Source organism: Acinetobacter legionensis (assembly GCF_057165765.1).
Map to the genome: position 1 here is coordinate 1,140,019 of NZ_CM169896.1, position 20,204 is coordinate 1,160,222.

Sequence of the window (20,204 nt, forward strand, 5' to 3'; positions counted from 1 at the left end):
CTTTGATATTTTTCTTAAGTATTTGAAAAACAAATGAATATAGATTTATTTAAATGCCTTATTCAAATGACTCAAGCAAGCTATCAGTGTCTTATGATTTCTATCATACTGAAAATATCTAATTACGCAATACATAATTTAATTACATAATTCATAATAATTGTTATTTGTTGAATTTTCTGCTTATATGCGCGGTTATGAGAAAAGTAAATCAATTATTTTTCGATTAGATATAGGCATTTTTGATTAACTTATGATATACGTAATTTTGAATACAAAAATTACGAGACAAGGATGAGAATAATCATATGTCAAAACATGAGCAAGGAAACCTGAAACATGGTTTAAGCAATCGGCACATCCAGCTTATCGCGCTAGGTGGTGCAATTGGTACAGGATTGTTTCTGGGTATTTCGCAATCGATTAAGCTTGCAGGTCCTTCAGTCATACTCGGTTATGCGATTGCTGGATTTATTGCGTTTTTAATGATGCGACAGTTAGGTGAAATGGTGGTGCAAGAACCAGTCAGTGGTTCATTTAGTCACTTTGCCTACAAATACTGGGGCTCATTTGCAGGTTTTATGTCTGGCTGGAATTATTGGGTACTCAATGTTTTGGTATGTATGGCAGAGCTGAGCGCAATTGGTCTTTATATTCAATATTGGTGGCCTGAAATTCCGACTTGGATTTCAGCATTGGTGTTTTTTGTTTTAATCAACGGTATCAACTTATTGCATGTTAAATTTTTTGGCGAAATGGAGTTTTGGTTCTCTATCGTCAAAATTTTGGCAATCTTAGCCATGATCGGCTTTGGTTCCTACTTACTTGCAACAGGTACAGCAGGGCCACAGGCAAGCATTAGTAACCTTTGGGCATTGGGCGGGTTTTTCCCATTTGGTGTGGAAGGTTTAGTCATGGCAATGGCTGTGATTATTTTTGCCTTTGGTGGGATTGAGCTATTTGGTATTACCGCAGCAGAAGCGCGTGATCCTGATAAAACTTTGCCTAAAGCAGTCAATCAAATTATTTATCGTATTTTGATTTTCTATATTGCAACACTGTTTATCTTATTTGCACTTTTTCCATGGAATCAAATGGCTGAAGGTGGTAGCCCATTTGTAATGGTATTTGCTTCACTGGATAGTCATGGTGTTGCGACCTTACTGAATTTTGTCATCCTTACGGCAGCTGTTTCGGTGTATAACGGGACCAGTTATTGTAGTAGTCGCATGTTACTTGGTTTGGCGCAGCAGGGTAATGCACCGAAGTTCCTTAAGCATATTAATAAGCGTGGTATTCCAACCAATGCGGTTTATGTTTCAGCTTTTGTGACAGTTTTATGTGTACTACTCAATTATGCATTTCCAGAAAAAGCATTTGGTTTATTGATGATGTTGGTGGTTGCTGCAATTGTGATTAACTGGGTGGTTATTTCATGGACGCATTTAAAGTTCCGTAAAGCCATGCAAACACAAGGGCAGACCACCAAGTTTCCAAGTATTGCTTATCCATTCAGTAACTATCTTTGCATTATCTTTATGTTGGGTATTCTGGTGGTAATGTCATTCACCGAGAATATGCGTATTGCGGTAATGATGATTCCAGCATGGATTCTTTGTTTGATGCTTGCTTATTATCTGAAACAACGAAAGTTAAAAAATGCACAGCAAAATGTTGTGTTAAATTCTGATGTATAGCAAAAGATTTTAATTTTTGCAAAAGGGCTAAATTGATATTTAGCCCTTTTTGCTTTCTGTGTGATTATTAACCTATACAGAGGAAACTATTCTGCTGCTTTTAAGAACTCAATCAATTGATTGATATCATCGCTTTGTAATCGCTCTCGAATTTTTAGAATTTGCTTCTCATCTAAATCATACAATTTAACTGACTGTAATTTTTCAATCTGATCTTGAGAAAACCGATATTTAATGATTTTTGCCGGTACACCACCGACAATTGCATACGCTGGAACGTCTTGAGTGACGACTGCACCTGTAGCAACGATGGTACCTTCACCTAGCGTTACCCCTTGCATAATCATGGCGCGACTGCCAATCCAACAACCATCGCCAATCACTGTATCCCCAGCGGGTAAAAAACTACGGGTATCAAAAGGAAATGTAGAAATCCAGTCAGGGCGATGTAATTGATTGCCACCCATCATGACCACACATTCCGCCCCAAAACAAACAAAGTTACCAATATATAATTGGTCAATTGGTTTCTCTACAGTTGACGGCTTATCATGCAAATAACGCACCACGCAACGTTCAAATCCCTGATCCCAATATGCCGAATAATAAGAATAATTTCCTTTAATATGAATATTGGGATTTTTCACAGTTTTAGAAATAAACTCAAATTCGCACCAGTGTTTTACGGGGGAGTGAATAGCGTCAGTCATGGGAGTACAAAAGCTTAAGTGCAAGGGCTAGAGCGCGCATTGTAACCTTAGATTGAACTTAGATCTTGATCAGCAATTAAAAAATATTCAGTGTATTGGGTTTAAACATCAATTCTTCAGCTATTCCTTGGCTGGTATTCAAGTATTAACCTATTTTTAAATGGATCAAATGCGTGGCATGGGTATGACGAATATGATCAGCACGATGGTTAAAGTAACGATGGGTAATGTCTTTACCTGATAAATCTTCAACCACCTGATAACCCATCATTTCAACTGCATGATGCAATGCTTGCGAAGCAAACGCACCAATCAAAGGCTCTTTTAAGAAACGGGTAAACTGTGACACTGCGAAGCTACCCAAACGCTCAATACCTTGTAAGACTTTATAATCAATCGAATAATCCATCACAACTTGGCTATTTTTGCCAGTAAAGGATGCAATGTTGTGTAAGGTTGCTAGGGTTGCTTGTGGGGTTAAATAATGGGTTGTGCCCAGCCATGAAAAAAATGTGGCTTGGGTGTTTTGAAATCCACTACGCGCCAAAGCATCAGACAGTTTTTCTTTTTCAAAATCAATGCCAACAAATTCCACATTGCTTGGGAGCTCACCTGTATTACTAAGCTTTTTTAATTTTTCTAATTTGGTTCTTTGTGTATCAGGATGATCAATTTCAAATATTTTGAGTTGGGGGTATTGCTGGGCCAAGCGTAATACAAAAGAGTCTAGACCAGCGCCAACCAATACATATTGTTGAATATGATCATGTTCAATCGCTTGTTTTAAAAGATCTTCTGTATAGCGAGAACGTCCAACCACTTGGCCTGTCAATTTACCAAAAGTTTGATTCATTAAATTGGAGTTTAACGCTTTACGTAGAAGAGCATTATTTAAAAGTAAACGCCATTGTGAATTGGTCATTTCAAATGCATAAGGGTCAGAGAATACTGGATCGTTGGCATTTAAATGATGATTGGCTCTAATTGCTGCCGCTGCTTCAGCAGTTTTACTTGCTCGTCCTGCTTTCATTCTCGTTCTCAATGAATTTTAATTTTTCCTCAATGTAATGCATCGAAAATATTTAACAATGGCAATTTACTTTGAGCGGTTGGTGATAAATGCTAGTTTTCTTCGAATTCGTATGGCGGATGCATCATATTTTGCTTGGAGCAAGATTTGAGAAATGTATGGATGATGTTTGATATTTATTAAATAGATACGTGATCAGTGTTAATTTCTATGTGAATGCAGGATTGTTCTGATGTGAATGTTTTTAAACTTTTTATCTATATAGCTAAACCTTCTAATTGTATATACAAATGATTTGCATCCTGTCATTGATCATCAATGAAGCTTATGTTTTTGTATGAACTTGAGAATTTTCGGCTATGAATAAGTTTTTGTATTTTTGAATTCTAGATGATTATCCTACTGTGGGGCGACATTGATGTTGCCCTTGATGTTTGGGAATGCAGGGGTACAGGATGTACCCTTTGCCTAAACAAAGCTATTTAGACTTTAAATGTAATGTGTGGCATTGCAAGCTTTTTATAATTGAATAATTTATTTCTACATTTTTTTGATTTTATTGAGAATATTAATTATTGAAATTGTATTTTTGTGTCTTAGGCTTTGACAAAAATATTTTGAGTCGTTTTGTCTTAGTCAATAACTGATGGTTGAATATAAAAGCGATTAGTTTTTTGTTATTCATTTTATATTTTTAGCTCAATAAAAAGGGCTGAATCATCAGCCCTAGTATGTGTTAAATATATTCAACACTCACCACTTCATATTCCACTTCACCTTGTGGTGTAGTGATTTTAGCTTCGTCACCTTCATTCTTGCCAAGAAGACCACGCGCAATAGGCGAGTTCACTGAGATCTTATTGATCTTAAAGTCAGCTTCATCATCACCTACAATCTTATAGGTTTTCTTTTCTTCAGTATCCAAATTCTCAATGGTTACCGTCACACCAAAAACCACACGACCAGTTTGCTCAAGTTCCTTAACATCAATAACTTGGCAAGCACCAAGTTTACCTTCGATGTCTTGAATACGACCTTCACAAAAACCTTGTTGCTCGCGCGCTGCATGGTATTCTGCGTTTTCTTTTAAATCCCCATGTTCACGTGCTTCTGCAATTGCTGCAATAATACGTGGACGATCAACAGATTTGAGCTGTTGCAATTCTTTCTCTAAGGCTACCTTGCCTTCAGGAGTCATAGGATAACGTTGCATTGTTGTCCCTCAGTTCAGTATTTAAAAAATACAGGTTTATAAAATGAAAAAAGCCCGCCACCGATAAGATGGCGGGACTTATCGGAAACGAATTAACCTAGTGTTTGCAAATCTTGCAAGCGATATACATCCATTGGCAATTTAATTGCTAAAGCTTGGCATACAGCATCAGCACCATTCAAGGTAGTTGTGTAATACACTTTACCTTGAAGAGCAGAGCGACGGATTGAGAATGAATCCTGCTGAGCTTGTTTACCTTCAGTAGTATTGATAATGAGGTGAATCTCGCCATTTTTCAAGCGGTCGACAATATTTGGACGACCTTCAGTTACTTTATTCACACGTTCACATTCAATACCAGCCTCTTTAATGACATCATAAGTACCGCCAGTTGCGATAATTTTGAAGCCTAAATCAACCAATTGTTTCGCAATACCCGCGGCACGAGGCTTATCTGAATGACGTACTGAAATAAATACGTGCTTCACTTCACCATCAGTTGGTTTACCTGGTAAGCGATCGTTAGAGCCTAACACAGCTTTATAGAAAGCTTCACCAAAAGTTGTACCAACACCCATCACTTCACCAGTAGATTTCATTTCTGGTCCAAGGATCGGGTCTACACCTGGGAATTTGTTGAACGGGAATACTGCTTCTTTTACAGCAAAATGCGTTGGGATAATCTCTTGTGTGAATCCTTGCGATTCTAAAGATTGACCCGCCATACAACGTGCTGCAACTTTTGCTAATGATTCGCCGATACATTTAGAAACGAACGGTACTGTACGAGACGCACGTGGGTTCACTTCAAGAATATAAACGTCATTGCCTTTAACAGCAAACTGTACGTTCATCAAGCCAATCACACCAAGCTCTTTCGCCATAGCAACGGTTTGACGACGCATTTCATCCTGAATCTCTGCAGAAAGAGAGTAAGGCGGAATTGAACATGCTGAGTCACCAGAGTGAATACCCGCTTGTTCGATATGCTGCATAATACCGCCGATCACCACATCTTTGCCGTCAGATACACAGTCAACATCGACTTCTGTTGCATCATCAAGGAAATGGTCAAGCAGTACAGGTGCTTCGTTAGACGCTTGTACAGCATCACGCAAGTAACGTTTAAGTTCGTCGTCGTTGTATACGATTTCCATCGCACGACCACCAAGGACATAAGATGGACGTACAACCAATGGATAACCCACTTTAGATGCTTCAGCCATACCTTCTTCAGCAGATTTAACAATGCTGTTGCTTGGTTGACGAAGATTCAAACGTTGAATCATCTGTTGGAAACGTTCACGATCTTCTGCACGGTCAATCGCATCTGGAGACGTACCGATAATTGGTGCACCTGCTTCTTCTAAAGCACGAGCCAATTTCAAAGGTGTTTGACCGCCGTACTGTACGATAATACCTTTTGGTTTTTCTGTACGTACGATTTCTAAAACGTCTTCTAAAGTGATCGGTTCAAAGTACAAACGATCAGATGTGTCATAGTCAGTTGAAACCGTTTCAGGGTTACAGTTAACCATAATGGTTTCATAACCATCTTCACGCATTGCAAGGGCAGCGTGAACACAGCAATAATCGAACTCGATCCCTTGACCAATACGGTTAGGACCACCACCGATCACCATGATCTTGTCACGGTTAGACGGATTCGCTTCACACTCGTCATCATAAGTTGAGTACATGTAAGCAGTATCTGACTCGAACTCAGCTGCACAGGTATCTACACGTTTGTAAACAGGGTATACACCCAAGTTCCAACGGTGCTTACGGAATTGTTTTTGCGAAATGCCCATCAAGTCAGCAATACGTAAATCAGATAAACCTTTACGTTTAAATGCACGGATATTGTCAGCGTTCAAATCACCAAAACCTAAAGTTTTGATTTGCTCTTCAGACTGAATGATGTCTTGGATTTGAATCAAGAACCAACGATCGATATTGGTTGCAGCAAATACTTCATCTAATGTGAAGCCATGACGGAATGCGTCAGCAACATACCAAATACGCTCAGGACCTGGCACTTTAAGCTCGACCAAGATTTTATCTTTCGCGCCTTCAGTACCCACTGCAATTTTCTCATCAAAACCACAAGCACCGACTTCAAGACCACGAAGTGCCTTTTGTACAGATTCTTGGAAGTTACGACCAATTGCCATGACTTCACCCACAGATTTCATCTGTGTCGTGAGTGTTGCATCAGCTTGTGGGAATTTCTCGAAGTTAAAGCGAGGAATCTTGGTTACAACATAGTCGATTGCAGGTTCAAACGATGCAGGCGTTGTTCCACCAGTGATGTCATTTTTCAATTCATCAAGGGTATAGCCCACTGCAAGTTTTGCTGCAATTTTGGCAATAGGGAAACCTGTTGCTTTAGACGCAAGCGCAGAAGAACGAGATACACGAGGGTTCATCTCGATCACAACCATACGACCATCTTTCGGGTTGATACCGAACTGAACGTTTGATCCGCCTGTCTCTACACCAATTTCACGTAGCACAGCTAAAGAAGCATTACGCAGTAATTGGAACTCTTTATCTGTTAGTGTCTGTGCAGGTGCAACAGTAATGGAGTCACCGGTATGCACACCCATTGGATCGAAGTTTTCAATGGTACATACAATGATACAGTTGTCGTTTTTGTCACGAACAACTTCCATTTCATATTCTTTCCAGCCAATTAATGATTCATCAATCAATAATTGTTTGGTTGGAGAAAGATCAAAACCGCGTTCACAGATTTCAATGAATTCTTCTTTGTTATAGGCGATACCACCACCTGAACCACCCATCGTAAATGATGGGCGGATAATCACAGGGAAGCCGAAACGGGCTTGAATTTCAAGCGCATGTTCCATGCTTTCTGCAACATCAGCACGTGGGCATTCCAAACCAATTTTGCGCATTGCGATATCGAAAAGTTTGCGATCTTCCGCTTTTTCGATGGCTTCTTTGGTCGCACCAATCAATTCAACATTGTATTTTTCTAAAATACCGTTGGCATCTAGTGCCAATGCACAGTTTAATGCCGTTTGACCACCCATTGTTGGAAGAACCGCATCTGGGCGTTCTTTCTCAATGATTTGTGCAACAGTTTGCCACGTAATCGGTTCGATATACGTTGCATCTGCCATAGTCGGGTCAGTCATAATGGTGGCTGGGTTAGAGTTCACCAAAATAACACGGTAGCCTTCTTCACGAAGGGCTTTACATGCTTGCGCACCTGAGTAATCGAACTCACATGCTTGCCCGATGACAATCGGACCCGCACCAATAATTAAGATGCTTTTAATGTCTGTACGTTTAGCCATGATCGCTTCCTTAATTACTTCTTAGATGCTTCAATAAGTTCGATGAAATGATCGAACAATGGGGCACAGTCATGTGGACCAGGGCTTGCTTCAGGGTGACCTTGGAAGCTAAACGCAGGTTTATCTGTACGATGAATACCTTGTAAGGTTTGATCGAACAAAGATTTATGCGTAGCTTTGAGGTTTGCAGGTAAAGTTTCTGCATCTACAGCGAAGCCATGGTTTTGAGAAGTAATCATCACTGTACCATTTTCAAGGTTCTGTACAGGATGGTTTGCACCGTGGTGACCATGTGGCATTTTCACAGTTCTAGCGCCAGAAGCTAAAGCTAGAATTTGATGACCCAAACAAATACCGAAAACAGGTAGGTTTGTAGTTTCAACAATGGTTTTTACTGCCGCAATTGCATAATCACATGCTGCTGGATCGCCAGGTCCATTTGACAAAAATACGCCATCTGGATTTAACGCCAATACTTTTTCAGCAGGTGTTTGTGCAGGAACAACAGTTAATTTACACCCACGGTCGGCAAGCATACGTAAGATGTTGGTTTTGACACCGTAATCGTATGCAACAACATGAAACTTTGTTTCAGGTTGAGAAAAGCCTTGGCCCAGTGTCCATGAGCCTTCAGTCCATTCAAAACCTTGTGGGTCACAACATTCTTTCGCAAGGTCTAAACCATCTAGACCACCAAAGGCACGTGCTTTTGCAATAGCTTCTTCTTCAGTAATATTATCGCCGGCAAGAATGCATCCGTTTTGTGCGCCTTTGTCACGTAAAATACGTGTCAATTTACGAGTATCAATATCTGCAATGGCAACGACATTATGTTGTTGTAAATATTCGCCAAGAGACTGAGTAGCTCGGAAATTGCTGTGTAATAACGGTAGGTCACGAATGATTAAACCATTCGCCCAAACTTTATGAATTCGACCTGATTCAGCGTCTTCTTCATTACAACCAGTATTACCGATATGAGGATAAGTTAAAGTTACAAGTTGCTGTGCATAACTAGGGTCGGTCAAAATTTCTTGATAACCAGTCATGGCAGTGTTAAAAACGACTTCACCAGTCGTACTTCCCGTAGCGCCGATCGATGTACCTTTAAAAACAGTACCGTCAGCAAGGGCTAAAATGGCGGGGGTGCTCAAACCATAGCTCCTGAACTAAAACCACAAAAATAGGGCTGTAAAAAAGCGAGTAGACGAAAAAAAAGGAAGGCTTACTAAATCCTACCCTCCTCTTGTCTGCTCGCTTGTAACTTAACAGCGCATTATACGCATGAGCCCCTCGAAAGTCTATTTTATTTCGAGGGATAATCTAAGATAAATACCTTGCTATTTATCATTAATTCTGCTTTTAAAGTGAAATATTTGAAATTGTAAGTATTTAATTATTGTTAGACAAATCAAAATCTAAAATTTATCTTTTCAATGTATCTTATTGACTCACATTCCAGGGGGAATCAATATGACAATATCTAAAGAAAGTGTTACAGAGAAAGTAACCAAAGACACCACAGCTTTGAAAGAAGTTGTAACTGAAACTACAGAGAACTTAGAGAAGTTAGGTAAAGAAGCGCAGCAGAAAGTTGCTGAAGCTGTTACCGAAACTAAAACTAAGCTTGAAGCAGAGTCAGAGCAATTAACTGAGCAAGTTCAAGATCAAGTACAAAACTTTAAACAAGATTTGGTGCAACGTCTTGATGTGATCAAATCACAATTTTCCACTTCACAAAAAGATTTGGCTGAATTGGCTGATTTCTTAAAATCAGAATTAAGCATTTTAGTGAAAGAGTTAACTGAAGTTGGTAAAGAAATTCGTGAAGACGTTTCACAAATTTCGAGCAAACATAAAGTTCAGTTAACTGAAACTTTAAAGCGTTCTAAAGATCACACTTTAGAAGTTTGGAATAAAGTAACGACAAAACAATAAGATATATAAGGCTTATGTTTTAAGGAAAGCTATTTTTAAGAAAAATGGCAATAAAAAAGTGAGGCAACTAGCCTCACTTTTTTTATTTTCAAGCTCAGTTTACATAAGTGTAGTCTAAAATGTATGTAACCAATCACGTTTATTGTGAAAGTCGGCCTGTTGGCCACTGTGTTGCATGGCAAAGAAATGTTGACCTTGCGTGGTATTTAAAACAGCGCTTAAACCCAAAAATAAGTCTGACCATTTTAATTTATTGGCAAGCATAAACTCGCTAAGATCTATGCTGACATTTAATCCATAATGTGTGCGCTTTAACTGATTTAATTCAATGTCATAAGCAGCGACTGGTGGCATATTTTCAGGATAACGATATTCTTCAAATTGATAAGCTTGCCAAGCTTGAGAAGGGGATAGATTAATTTCACGATAATAATCTTCGCCTTGCACACCTATAAAAATCTCAAAACAGGTATTTTCCCAAAGCAAATCCTGACGCGGATTTGCTGTAACCAGTTCAGGATAAATTATGAATTGATTGGGATCTCTTAACCAATAACCGACATTGAGCGTATACGGGCTAATTTGTTCAATCGCACCAACTAGGGAGATACTTTGAAAACGACGATCAAATGCATTCAGTTCGAAACTTGCCATGAAAATAAATCTTAATTTGAAAGATGAGCGTGGCGAACTAAATTAGACAATTTTGGATTTTGTTTCGCAGCTTTTTTATAAAGCAATGCAATTTTACCAATTGTTTGAACAACTTCAGCACCAGTAACATTTGCAATTTCAGTAATCGTTGCAGCACGTGCTTCGCGGTCTTCACCAGTAACCTTGACTTTAATTAACTCGTGATCATTTAAAGCACGGTTTAATTCTTCAACGACACTTTCAGTCAAGCCTTTATCGCCAAGCATTACAACAGGATTTAACGCATGGCCGATTTGACGTAAACGTTTACGTTCTTGGATAGATAGAGCCGCCATATAAAGATAACCTAATTTTAGAAACGACTTAGTATAACAAAAGCCATATCACTACGCTGTAAATTCTGTAGAAATAATCGATGAAGCTTATTCAAAAAAACATATCAATATCTGTCGATTTAAATCAATATGAATACTGCAATGAGAATTTTTTTCACGTACAATCAGAAGTTAGTTATCGGTTTAGATCAAGAGAGTTATGGCTACACGCATTACCAACCAGAAGTTATCCAAAAGTAGTCGTGCGTGGATGAGAGAGCATTTAGATGACCCTTTTGTGAAAAAAGCACAAAAAGAAGGTTACCGAGCTCGCGCTGCATATAAACTTCTTGAAATTCAAGAAAAACACAAAATGATTAAACCAGGTATGACCGTGGTTGACTTGGGTGCTGCGCCAGGAAGTTGGTCGCAAATCGCTGGTAAACTGGTTGGTGATAAAGGTTTAGTGATTGCTTCAGATATTTTGGAAATGGATGCTTTGCCTGATGTTACCTTCTTACAAGGTGATTTTAGAGAAGAAGAAGTTTTCGAAAAATTGTTAAATATTTTAAATGGACGCACTGTAGACGTTGTAATTTCAGATATGGCCCCCAATACATCAGGTAATAGGGCTGTAGATCAACCTCGCCAGATTTACTTGTGTGAACTTGCGTTAGATTTTGCCAACAAGGTTCTTGGACCAAAAGGGCAGTTTTTAGTTAAAGTTTTCCAAGGAACTGGTTTTGATGAGTTCCGAAAGCAAGTCGTGGATAGTTTTGATGTGTTAAAAACAGCAAAACCAGCTGCTTCACGTGCACGTTCAAAAGAAGTTTTTTTAATTGGACAGGGCCGTAAAAAAGTTTCGCAATAGGTGGTGGTTTTGAGGTATGTTCATTCTTCGTAATGAATTGCCAACAAATACTTGCCAAGTTGTTAAAAATTGTGCATTTTGTACCTTTTTAACCTTTATTGCGAAATTCATTACTCGCTTTTTGTTACGATCAAGCAAGATTGAGCCTGATCAAAATAGTTATATATGGGAATAAAGCTTTGAGCGATTACTTCAAAAATGCCGTATTGTGGCTGGTCATACTGGGTGTGCTGATCTTAATTTTCAGCAATCTCAGTGACCGCAGTAAGCCTTCTGCGATGAATTATTCAGAATTCGTCACAGCGGTGAATGCTGGTCAAATTAGTAAAGTCACAATTGATGGTGAAAGAATAAGCGGCGAAAAAAAGAACGGTTCGAACTTTGAAAGTATTCGCCCAGCAGTTCAAGATCCTGAATTGATGCCTACACTCATCAAAAATAACGTTGTTGTTGAAGGTACTGCACCTCAACGTCAAGGTTTATTGATGCAACTTCTCATCGCAAGCTTTCCTGTGCTTTTAATTATTTTATTGTTCATGTTCTTTATGCGTAACATGGGTGGTGGTGCAGGTGGTAAAAATGGACCAATGAGTTTTGGTAAATCTAAAGCGAAAATGCTTTCAGAAGACCAAATCAAAGTGACCTTTACCGATGTTGCTGGTTGTGATGAAGCAAAACAAGAAGTTGTAGAAATCGTTGATTTCTTGAAAGACCCCGCAAAATTCAAACGCTTAGGGGCAACAATTCCTAAAGGCGTATTGATGGTTGGTCCACCAGGTACAGGTAAAACTTTACTTGCAAAAGCGATTGCTGGTGAAGCCAAAGTTCCATTCTTTAGTATTTCAGGTTCTGACTTCGTTGAAATGTTCGTTGGTGTTGGTGCATCTCGTGTGCGTGACATGTTCGAACAGGCGAAACGCCATGCACCATGTATCATCTTTATTGATGAGATTGATGCAGTCGGTCGTCATCGTGGTTCAGGTACAGGTGGTGGTCATGATGAACGTGAACAAACACTAAACCAAATGCTTGTTGAAATGGATGGTTTTGAAGGTAATGAAGGAATTATCGTCATTGCGGCAACAAACCGTGCGGATGTACTAGATAAAGCATTACTTCGTCCGGGGCGTTTCGACCGTCAAGTGATGGTGGGGCTGCCAGATATTAAAGGTCGTGAACAGATCTTGGCAGTGCATTTAAAGAAACTTCCTTCGGTAACTGGTGTTGATCTTAAGGTATTGGCACGTGGTACACCTGGTTTCTCTGGTGCGCAATTGGCGAATCTTGTCAATGAAGCTGCATTATTTGCTGCTCGTCGTAACAAGAACACCGTCGATATGCATGACTTTGAAGATGCAAAAGATAAGATCTACATGGGTCCTGAGCGTAAGTCGATGGTGATCCGTGAAGAGGAACGTCGTGCAACTGCTTATCATGAAGCAGGTCATGCCATTGTTGCAGAAATTCTTCCAGGGACTGACCCTGTGCATAAAGTAACAATTATGCCACGTGGTTGGGCTTTGGGTGTAACTTGGCAATTGCCAGAACATGATCAAACCAGCCATTACAAGTCTAAGATGTTGAATGAACTTTCAATCTTATTTGGTGGTCGTATTGCAGAAGAAGTTTTCATTGATCAAATGTCAACGGGTGCGTCTAACGACTTTGAACGTGCAACCAAAATGGCACGCGCAATGGTGACCAAGTACGGTATGTCAGACAAAATGGGCGTGATGGTCTATGAAGATGAAAACCAAAATGGTTTCTTCGGAAATGTCGGTAGCCGTACAATTTCTGAAGCAACGCAACAGCAAGTTGACCAAGAAGTACGTCGTATCCTAGATGAACAGTATCGTGTTGCGCGTGATATCCTTGAAAATAACAAAGATATTGCACATGCAATGGTAAAAGCTTTGATGGAATGGGAAACGATTGATCGTGATCAGATCCGTGACATCATGGAAGGTCGTCCTCCTCAGCCACCTAAGGTTTATGTTGCGGAAAATCCAGTGCTTGATGTAACACCTACAGATGGTCCATCAACGCCACCACCATTGCCAGCGACCTGATCAGTCAGTAAATAAACAAGAGCCTCAATCGAGGCTCTTTTTTTATACAAAAAAATTCACAGATAAAAATCACTGTGTTATTGATTTGAATTGTTAAACTAGCCTGAATTGAATACGGAGAATTGACATGCAACTGATGCCACTACCTAAGCAAATTTTGCAATGTGGGCGTTTGAGTCTGGATTTATCGCAAGCACATGTCATGGGCATACTGAATGTCACTCCAGATTCATTTAGCGATGGTGGGAAACATGATCAAAAAGATCAAGCTGTTGCTTATGCCAAGCAAATGATTGCTGACGGTGCGACAGTAATTGATGTTGGAGGGGAATCTACACGTCCTGGTGCCTCTTCAGTTGAGATTGCTGAAGAAATACGTCGTGTCGTTCCTGTGGTTGCTGAATTAGCTAAATTGGATGTCATTATTTCAATAGATACCTCACAACCAGAAGTGATTTGTGAGGCGGTTAAGGCTGGTGCGCATATTTGGAATGATGTCCGTGCCTTAACTCGTCCACATGCCTTAGAGACTGCTGCAGAGCTCAATATCCCTGTTATTATTATGCATATGCGAGGCGAGCCAACCACAATGAATCATCTTGATCAGTATGAAAATGTTACTCTAGAGGTAATTGCTGAATTACAGCAACGAGTAGATGATGCACTACAGGCAGGAATTCACCCCAAAAATATTATGATAGATCCTGGTTTTGGTTTTGCTAAAAATGCGCAACAAAATTTAAAGCTTCTTAATGAGTTTTATCAATTGAACAAAATGGGCTATCCAATTTTATCAGCCTTATCACGTAAGCGCTTTATCGGTGAAGCTCTAGATGGTGCAGATGCAAGTCATCGTGCTGTGGGTAGTGTTGCTGCACACTTGCTCAGCATTCAACAGGGCGCGTGTATGGTGCGTGCACATGATGTAAAAGCGATGTCGGATGCAATTAAAGTATGGCAAGCCATGCGCTCTGCAATTTAATGATGAATAGTCAATAGCCCCTGATATTGTTTGATCTTTTTTAAAATTTAGATTATCTACATCTGAAGAATTAATCAGTTAAATTGCTCAATCAATTTGGTGAATTGTATGGTTTGTGTTATATAAGCGCGTGAATTGCTGTTTTATTTTAGGTTGCAATGTTTAACGATCTACTTCTCCCAATGTTCGATGATGAATATTATCCAGATATTCTAGTTGCTGAGGTTAAGCAACTTATTGAAAATTTTGCTAAAAAAGTGGCAAAAACCAGCTTTAGTGATGCAGAAATTTATTCTATGGCAAAACTGACTGTGATTGAAATTAATGAAATGAAGCCACAGTTTGAGGATCTTGATTCTTCTTTGGATGGTACTGCGGCTGATTATATTGCTGAGGCAATGATGATGGTGGTACAAGACCAAGGGTATCTCGATATTGAAATGGAAGAACTTGTTGCAAATAGAGAGTGGTAAGCCACTCTCTTTTTTTGCTATGGATTTTTAGAGATAAACAAGTACAGTCAATCAGTCAAAAACTCAGATACAAAAATATAGTTTTTCTTAATTAATATTTTAAATTAAATCAATTGCATAGAGAATGATTTTTTTGATTATAAAAAGTGTGCAATGCCACACCTTACATTCACAGTTTAAATACCTTTATGTAGGCGATGCCTCACTTTTACTAGTAGATGCCAAACATTGCGCTGTAAGCACAGCTATGCTTTGTTTTTGCTCATGTTGGGCGAGGGGTACGTCCTGTACCCCCGCCCAACGGAGACGTCCATGTCGCCTCATGATAGGATCATCATCTCATTTGTATGAATAATTAGGTGGTTTACTATAGAATGGCAAGCTTAATTCCTTACTTATATATGCTGCTTATTAAGCTTTTTTTTCGATAAAAACATAAATATGTATTAATTTTAAACATTTAAATATCAATTGCTTAAAGTATGATCATTGCTGCGCTTCTAGGCTTGACGTAGGGTAGATAAGTTTAGATAATGCGCACACAGTTTATGGCTATGTAGCTCAGTTGGTTAGAGCACCGCACTCATAATGCGGGGGTCACAGGTTCAAGTCCCGTCATAGCCACCATTTTTATAGACCATGCTCACTGCATGGTCTCTTTTTTTGCATCATCAAAAGATTAGTAGATAAAAATTAATAAATATTTAGAACATTGAGAAAATCCAGTTGAATGTTTGATTAAGCTTTTTCTGCTAAATAATTTTCTATAAATCTTTGTGTTTGCGTGTCAAGGTAGAATGGTGCAATCAAGGATTGAATAATCTCATCCAATAAGCCATGTTGGTCCAAAGCACCTAGTGTATGCGGAATAAAGCGATCTGCTTCGATAAATAAATCGTTTTGATCTAAGCCAACTGAGTGTAGTAATTCTTGTAAGCTATATTCCCCAAAGTATTCATAAAATGCTTCGACAACATTTAAAATGACCTGTTGCATATATTCTGTTTGACGTAATTCTTTCCAAGTTTCATAGACAAGAATAAAGAATTCTTCAAAATCAATGGATTGAAGTTGAGAGAAAGCCTCTTTTAATGTGCGTTGCTTAACTTCATTCCAAACATGTGTAGCGATATCTGCTAGGTCTTCATTAGGCAGTAGAATGATATTGCTGAGTTGGCTACGTATTGCTGTAGCGAGTTGCTGTTCTAACTTAAGCTCAATATTGTGTTGCTGATCTTGAATAAAGCTGATGACTTTAGCGCCAATGCGGTTATGTTTAACTGTATATTGACGTAGCTGATTGAGCCAAGGGGTATTGTTTTCTAAAATCTGATTGGCAAGCTGTAGGCTAACCTGTTGAATTTGGGGGTTGTGTTGTAAGTTTTCTTGAATATAGTCCCTTAATTGTTCTAATTCTAATATTTTAAACAGCCACAGTTCAAAAGATTCATCTGAGAGTAGATCATTGAAAATGGTTTGGCTATGAATGGCATATTGATGAATTTTTTGAGCGACGACACCAATAAATTCAAGAATGTCAGAGCCTAAATTCAATTCAAAAGCATATTTTTGCACTACAGACTGCAGTTGCTCAAGTTGAATCACATTTTTTAAAAGAATTTTGTCTGCATTCTGATAGGTTTGAGAAATAAAATTTTGAATAAATTGCGGATTTTTTTGATCTAAGAGTTGTTTTTTTATAAAGCGAACTTGCTCAAGCAAGAGTGCTTGAGCAAGTTCCTGAGCAAAGCTCGAAGGTGGTGGTGAATTATTCACATTCACGAGGCTTATACACCTGCTTTCCAGCCATTCACAATCGGATAACGGCGTTCACGGCTAAATGCACGTGAGCTGATACGCGGTCCAATTGAACCTTGACGACGTTTGTATTCATTACGGTCAACAAGCTGAATGACTTTTTCCACGATTGCACGTTCAAAACCTTTGGCAATGATGTCTTCTTGGCTTTGTTCTTCCTCAATATATGCATATAGAATGGCATCAAGTACATCATAAGCAGGTAAAGAGTCTTGGTCTTTTTGATCAGGACGAAGTTCTGCTGATGGTGGACGTGAAATAACCCGTTCAGGAATCACAGGCGTTTCAGAAATACTGTTACGGTATTTAGCCAATTCAAAGACAATGGTTTTATAAACATCTTTGAGTACAGCAAAACCACCTACCATATCGCCATACAGTGTGCAGTAACCTACAGAAAGCTCAGACTTATTGCCTGTTGCAAGCACAAGGTTACCAAACTTATTGGACAAGCCCATAAGCAATGTACCACGTGCACGTGCTTGAAGATTTTCTTCAGTTGTATCCGCAGGTGAGTTACCAAAGAATGGGAACAAGGTCTGCATAAAGCTATTTACGATAGGATGAATTTCGGCAATGCCAAAAGTAACACCCATACGTTTTGCTTGTTCAGTGGCATCTTCCACACTAATTTGTGATGTGTAAGTAAAAGGCATCATCACGGCTTGAACTTTATCTGCGCCAATCGCATCAACTGCAATTGCCAAGGTTAAAGCTGAGTCGATACCGCCTGATAGTCCTAAAATCACACCAGGGAAACCAGAGCGTTGTACATAGTCGCGTGTTGCTAAAACCAAAGCTTGATAGATCTCAGCCATAGTGTTTAATGCTGGCGCAGCTTCAACCACTTGATAGGCTTTGTTTTCTATTTGGTAGTCAGCAAAGTAGAGATCTTCTTTAAAGCTTGGTGCTTGTAACGCAACTTCACCTGAATGGTTAATGACAAAACTGGTTCCGTCAAAAATAAGATCATCTTGACCACCCACTTGGTTAATATAAACAACATTGAGGTGAAGCTGTTTTGCCAATTCTTTTAACGTTTCAATACGATGTTGTGGTTTACCTACTTCATATGGGGAAGCATTCAATACTAGAACACTTTCCACATTAAGTTGAGCAAGCTGTTGAACAGTATTTAGAGACCAGACATCTTCACAAATGAGTACACCAAATTTATGACCTAGATACTCAAATACAAGATGTTGATGGCCTTCATTAAAATAACGTTTTTCATCAAAAACGCTATAATTAGGAAGGTTTTGTTTGTTATAAACACCTAAAACTTGACCATCTTTCATCACTGCAGCAGCATTATAGCGTTGACCATCATCAGTAAGATTGGCAAAACCAAATACCATCACAATGTCTTTAACAGTAGACAGTTTTTCGAAAGCTTGTGCTGTACGCTTTGCTAGGCTTGGGCGTAAAAGCAAATCTTCGGCAGGGTAACCGATTATAGAAAGTTCAGGGAAAACAACAATTTCAGCATTCTGTTTTTTTGCATCATTGGCTTGTTCAATCATTTTCTGAACATTTGACTCAATATCACCAATGAACGGAGAGAATTGCGCGAGAGCAATTTTAAAACTTTTCATTTAAACCAAATCCTATTCCAATAGGGTAATTTATACACAAATTGTTGATTTTTAAAATGTAGTTATTCAACATAAGTATATAGATATCACAGAAATTGCCAAAGGGCGAAACTATAAAATCATTAAAAATCATCAAAAATCTTTATTTTCTTGCAAGGCAAAAATTTCAGACATTGAGTATTTTAACTAAAAAAACGTCAGAAGCTAGTGATTCATCAAGTTTATTCAGTACACCATCAATGACCTCATGAATTTAGAGTATTTCTTTTATAGAAACTAGTGATTTTTCATTATTTTTTTGGATTTTATATTGGGAAAGATCAGCTTTAAATATTTTTTGTGAAATACATCACTTTATTTGTTTGAATTAGCATCAAAAAGCAATTAAATAGAAGAGTTGCCTGAATTTTTATTCAGAATAATATTTTCAATTCGATTTAAATAAATATCTTTCGCAATATCTCCTTGTTGTTCAATATTATAATCAAAATAAGGTTTTCCTTGAATCAGAGTGTAGCGATAAGGGTTGTATTTACCAAAACTTAGATAGAGTGCGGATTGTAAAATAGCACCTTTGAGTAATACATTTTCTTGACGCTGATATTGATAAACATGGGCCATTTCATGAATAAAAACAGCTTGATAACCCAAGCTCATACAGGAAAAGTCTTCACAATAGTCTGCATCTTTTAAGTGAATATAGCCATTGGGCGCCATCAAAATCCCAACAGGCTGCCACGGTAAATAAGGATGATTCATCACCTTGACTTGGCTGTAGTCAATTAAATCTCCAAATACACTTTGGCTAATACGAATTTCGCCATCTGTCAATTTTCGATATTTGAATTGATCCAATTGGAGAAGCTGTACAAAGCGCAAAATGAAATTGAACATTGTTTAATTTTGTTCTGTTTAAAGAGTACATCATTAAGTTTAGCACTGATTCAGTTTGACCCAAAGATTAACTGTGACTCAGTAACACCATGATAAAAGAAAATGTCTGTTGTTTTTATAGGCTGAAATGAACTTTTTATTGATAAATCTTCATTTGACTGGTTTTAGTGATTCAGAGAATGTAATTGTGTGGGTGACTAAGTATCTCTTAATGATTTCACTCTTTGTAAATCACAATAAAAGGGAAGCGGGTATAGTTTAAGCAATGCGTAAATCAACAAAGTCACCTATCTGTTTCAGCATTTATAACTGTTACGCTTTATTGCAAATTGAGACATCCAAGATTTTATATAAGTGGTGATTTTGTCATATGTAGCTTTATAACAATTTAGAATTCTACAGTTTAATATTCTGCCTATTCTTTTCAATTCTTTTGTTGGTTCAGCATACCTAATATTTAAATCATGATGTCAGCATGTCAAAAGTGATGATTTATCCACAAAGGTCATTATTTATCAGTAGAGGCAATCTCCTCTCTTATTTGTCAGACACTTTATTGAATAGTCATAAATTGCCAATGGATTGACCTGAAATGTCAGTGGTATTTGAATCAAGATGAC

16 protein-coding genes and 1 tRNA gene are annotated in these 20,204 nt (G+C 38.4%); 7 read left to right on the forward strand and 10 right to left on the reverse strand.

All coding sequences use genetic code 11. The features are described from left to right. The first annotated feature begins 308 nt into the window (after window positions 1-308). Window positions 309-1,697 carry an amino acid permease gene (locus AC2G3J_RS05265; protein ID WP_004823234.1) on the forward strand — a complete coding sequence of 463 codons (1,389 nt, stop codon included), beginning with the start codon at window positions 309-311 and terminating at the stop codon, window positions 1,695-1,697. 86 nt (window positions 1,698-1,783) lie between these two features. On the opposite strand, the gene AC2G3J_RS05270 is transcribed toward AC2G3J_RS05265, so the two are convergent. The 5 genes from AC2G3J_RS05270 to carA all read right to left on the reverse strand — a co-directional run bounded on the left by AC2G3J_RS05270 (window position 1,784) and on the right by carA (window position 9,130). Then, window positions 1,784-2,407, reverse strand: a complete 624-nt coding sequence (locus AC2G3J_RS05270) for a CatB-related O-acetyltransferase (RefSeq protein ID WP_419820167.1) — start codon at window positions 2,405-2,407, stop codon at window positions 1,784-1,786. Window positions 2,408-2,552: 145 nt separating this feature from the next. After that, window positions 2,553-3,437, reverse strand: coding sequence for a class I SAM-dependent methyltransferase (locus tag AC2G3J_RS05275; protein WP_336951815.1), 885 nt, complete (start codon window positions 3,435-3,437; stop codon window positions 2,553-2,555). Window positions 3,438-4,173: 736 nt separating this feature from the next. Continuing rightward, window positions 4,174-4,650, reverse strand: a complete 477-nt coding sequence (greA, locus tag AC2G3J_RS05280; RefSeq protein WP_336951814.1) for a transcription elongation factor GreA — start codon at window positions 4,648-4,650, stop codon at window positions 4,174-4,176. Window positions 4,651-4,742: 92 nt separating this feature from the next. Continuing rightward, the gene (gene carB, locus AC2G3J_RS05285) at window positions 4,743-7,976 is read right to left on the reverse strand and encodes a carbamoyl-phosphate synthase large subunit (RefSeq protein ID WP_419359404.1); all 3,234 of its coding nucleotides are present in this window, start codon (window positions 7,974-7,976) and stop codon (window positions 4,743-4,745) included. A 14-nt stretch (window positions 7,977-7,990) separates the two neighbouring features. Continuing rightward, window positions 7,991-9,130: a glutamine-hydrolyzing carbamoyl-phosphate synthase small subunit gene (carA, locus tag AC2G3J_RS05290; RefSeq protein WP_336951812.1), complete on the reverse strand. Its 1,140-nt coding sequence runs from the start codon at window positions 9,128-9,130 to the stop codon at window positions 7,991-7,993. Between the two features lie 319 nt (window positions 9,131-9,449). Here carA and AC2G3J_RS05295 point away from each other — a divergent pair, with 319 nt between their 5' ends. Further along, entirely contained in the window at window positions 9,450-9,914 is a 465-nt protein-coding gene (locus AC2G3J_RS05295) for a hypothetical protein (RefSeq protein WP_419820170.1), read from the forward strand. Between the two features lie 114 nt (window positions 9,915-10,028). Here AC2G3J_RS05295 and AC2G3J_RS05300 read toward each other — a convergent pair whose 3' ends face one another. Both AC2G3J_RS05300 and yhbY read right to left on the reverse strand, forming a co-directional pair. Continuing rightward, window positions 10,029-10,568 carry a DOMON-like domain-containing protein gene (locus AC2G3J_RS05300; RefSeq protein WP_336951809.1) on the reverse strand — a complete coding sequence of 180 codons (540 nt, stop codon included), beginning with the start codon at window positions 10,566-10,568 and terminating at the stop codon, window positions 10,029-10,031. Between the two features lie 11 nt (window positions 10,569-10,579). Next, entirely contained in the window at window positions 10,580-10,903 is a 324-nt protein-coding gene (gene yhbY / locus AC2G3J_RS05305; protein WP_004717326.1) for a ribosome assembly RNA-binding protein YhbY, read from the reverse strand. A gap of 199 nt (window positions 10,904-11,102) precedes the next feature. On the opposite strand from yhbY, the gene rlmE reads away from it, so the two are divergent. The 5 genes from rlmE to AC2G3J_RS05330 all read left to right on the forward strand — a co-directional run bounded on the left by rlmE (window position 11,103) and on the right by AC2G3J_RS05330 (window position 15,904). Then, the gene (gene rlmE / locus AC2G3J_RS05310; protein ID WP_004717323.1) at window positions 11,103-11,753 is read left to right on the forward strand and encodes a 23S rRNA (uridine(2552)-2'-O)-methyltransferase RlmE; all 651 of its coding nucleotides are present in this window, start codon (window positions 11,103-11,105) and stop codon (window positions 11,751-11,753) included. A gap of 179 nt (window positions 11,754-11,932) precedes the next feature. After that, complete coding sequence (gene ftsH / locus AC2G3J_RS05315) at window positions 11,933-13,822, forward strand: ATP-dependent zinc metalloprotease FtsH (RefSeq protein ID WP_336951808.1); 1,890 nt, start codon at window positions 11,933-11,935, stop codon at window positions 13,820-13,822. Between the two features lie 127 nt (window positions 13,823-13,949). Further along, window positions 13,950-14,804: a dihydropteroate synthase gene (folP, locus tag AC2G3J_RS05320; RefSeq protein WP_336951807.1), complete on the forward strand. Its 855-nt coding sequence runs from the start codon at window positions 13,950-13,952 to the stop codon at window positions 14,802-14,804. Window positions 14,805-14,962: 158 nt separating this feature from the next. Further along, complete coding sequence (locus tag AC2G3J_RS05325; RefSeq protein ID WP_336951806.1) at window positions 14,963-15,277, forward strand: DUF5713 family protein; 315 nt, start codon at window positions 14,963-14,965, stop codon at window positions 15,275-15,277. A gap of 550 nt (window positions 15,278-15,827) precedes the next feature. Next, window positions 15,828-15,904 (forward strand) — tRNA-Met (locus AC2G3J_RS05330). Between the two features lie 111 nt (window positions 15,905-16,015). Here the strand turns inward: AC2G3J_RS05330 and AC2G3J_RS05335 are convergent. The 3 genes from AC2G3J_RS05335 to AC2G3J_RS05345 form a co-directional block, all read right to left on the reverse strand. Further along, on the reverse strand, window positions 16,016-17,059 hold the full coding sequence (locus AC2G3J_RS05335) for a hypothetical protein (protein WP_336951804.1): 1,044 nt from the start codon (window positions 17,057-17,059) through the stop codon (window positions 16,016-16,018). Window positions 17,060-17,064: 5 nt separating this feature from the next. Further along, a complete protein-coding gene (locus AC2G3J_RS05340) occupies window positions 17,065-18,690 on the reverse strand; it encodes an NAD+ synthase (protein WP_336951802.1) in 1,626 nt (541 codons plus the stop codon). A gap of 384 nt (window positions 18,691-19,074) precedes the next feature. Beyond that, the gene (locus AC2G3J_RS05345; protein ID WP_483770768.1) at window positions 19,075-19,584 is read right to left on the reverse strand and encodes a hypothetical protein; all 510 of its coding nucleotides are present in this window, start codon (window positions 19,582-19,584) and stop codon (window positions 19,075-19,077) included. Window positions 19,585-20,204 lie beyond the last annotated feature (620 nt).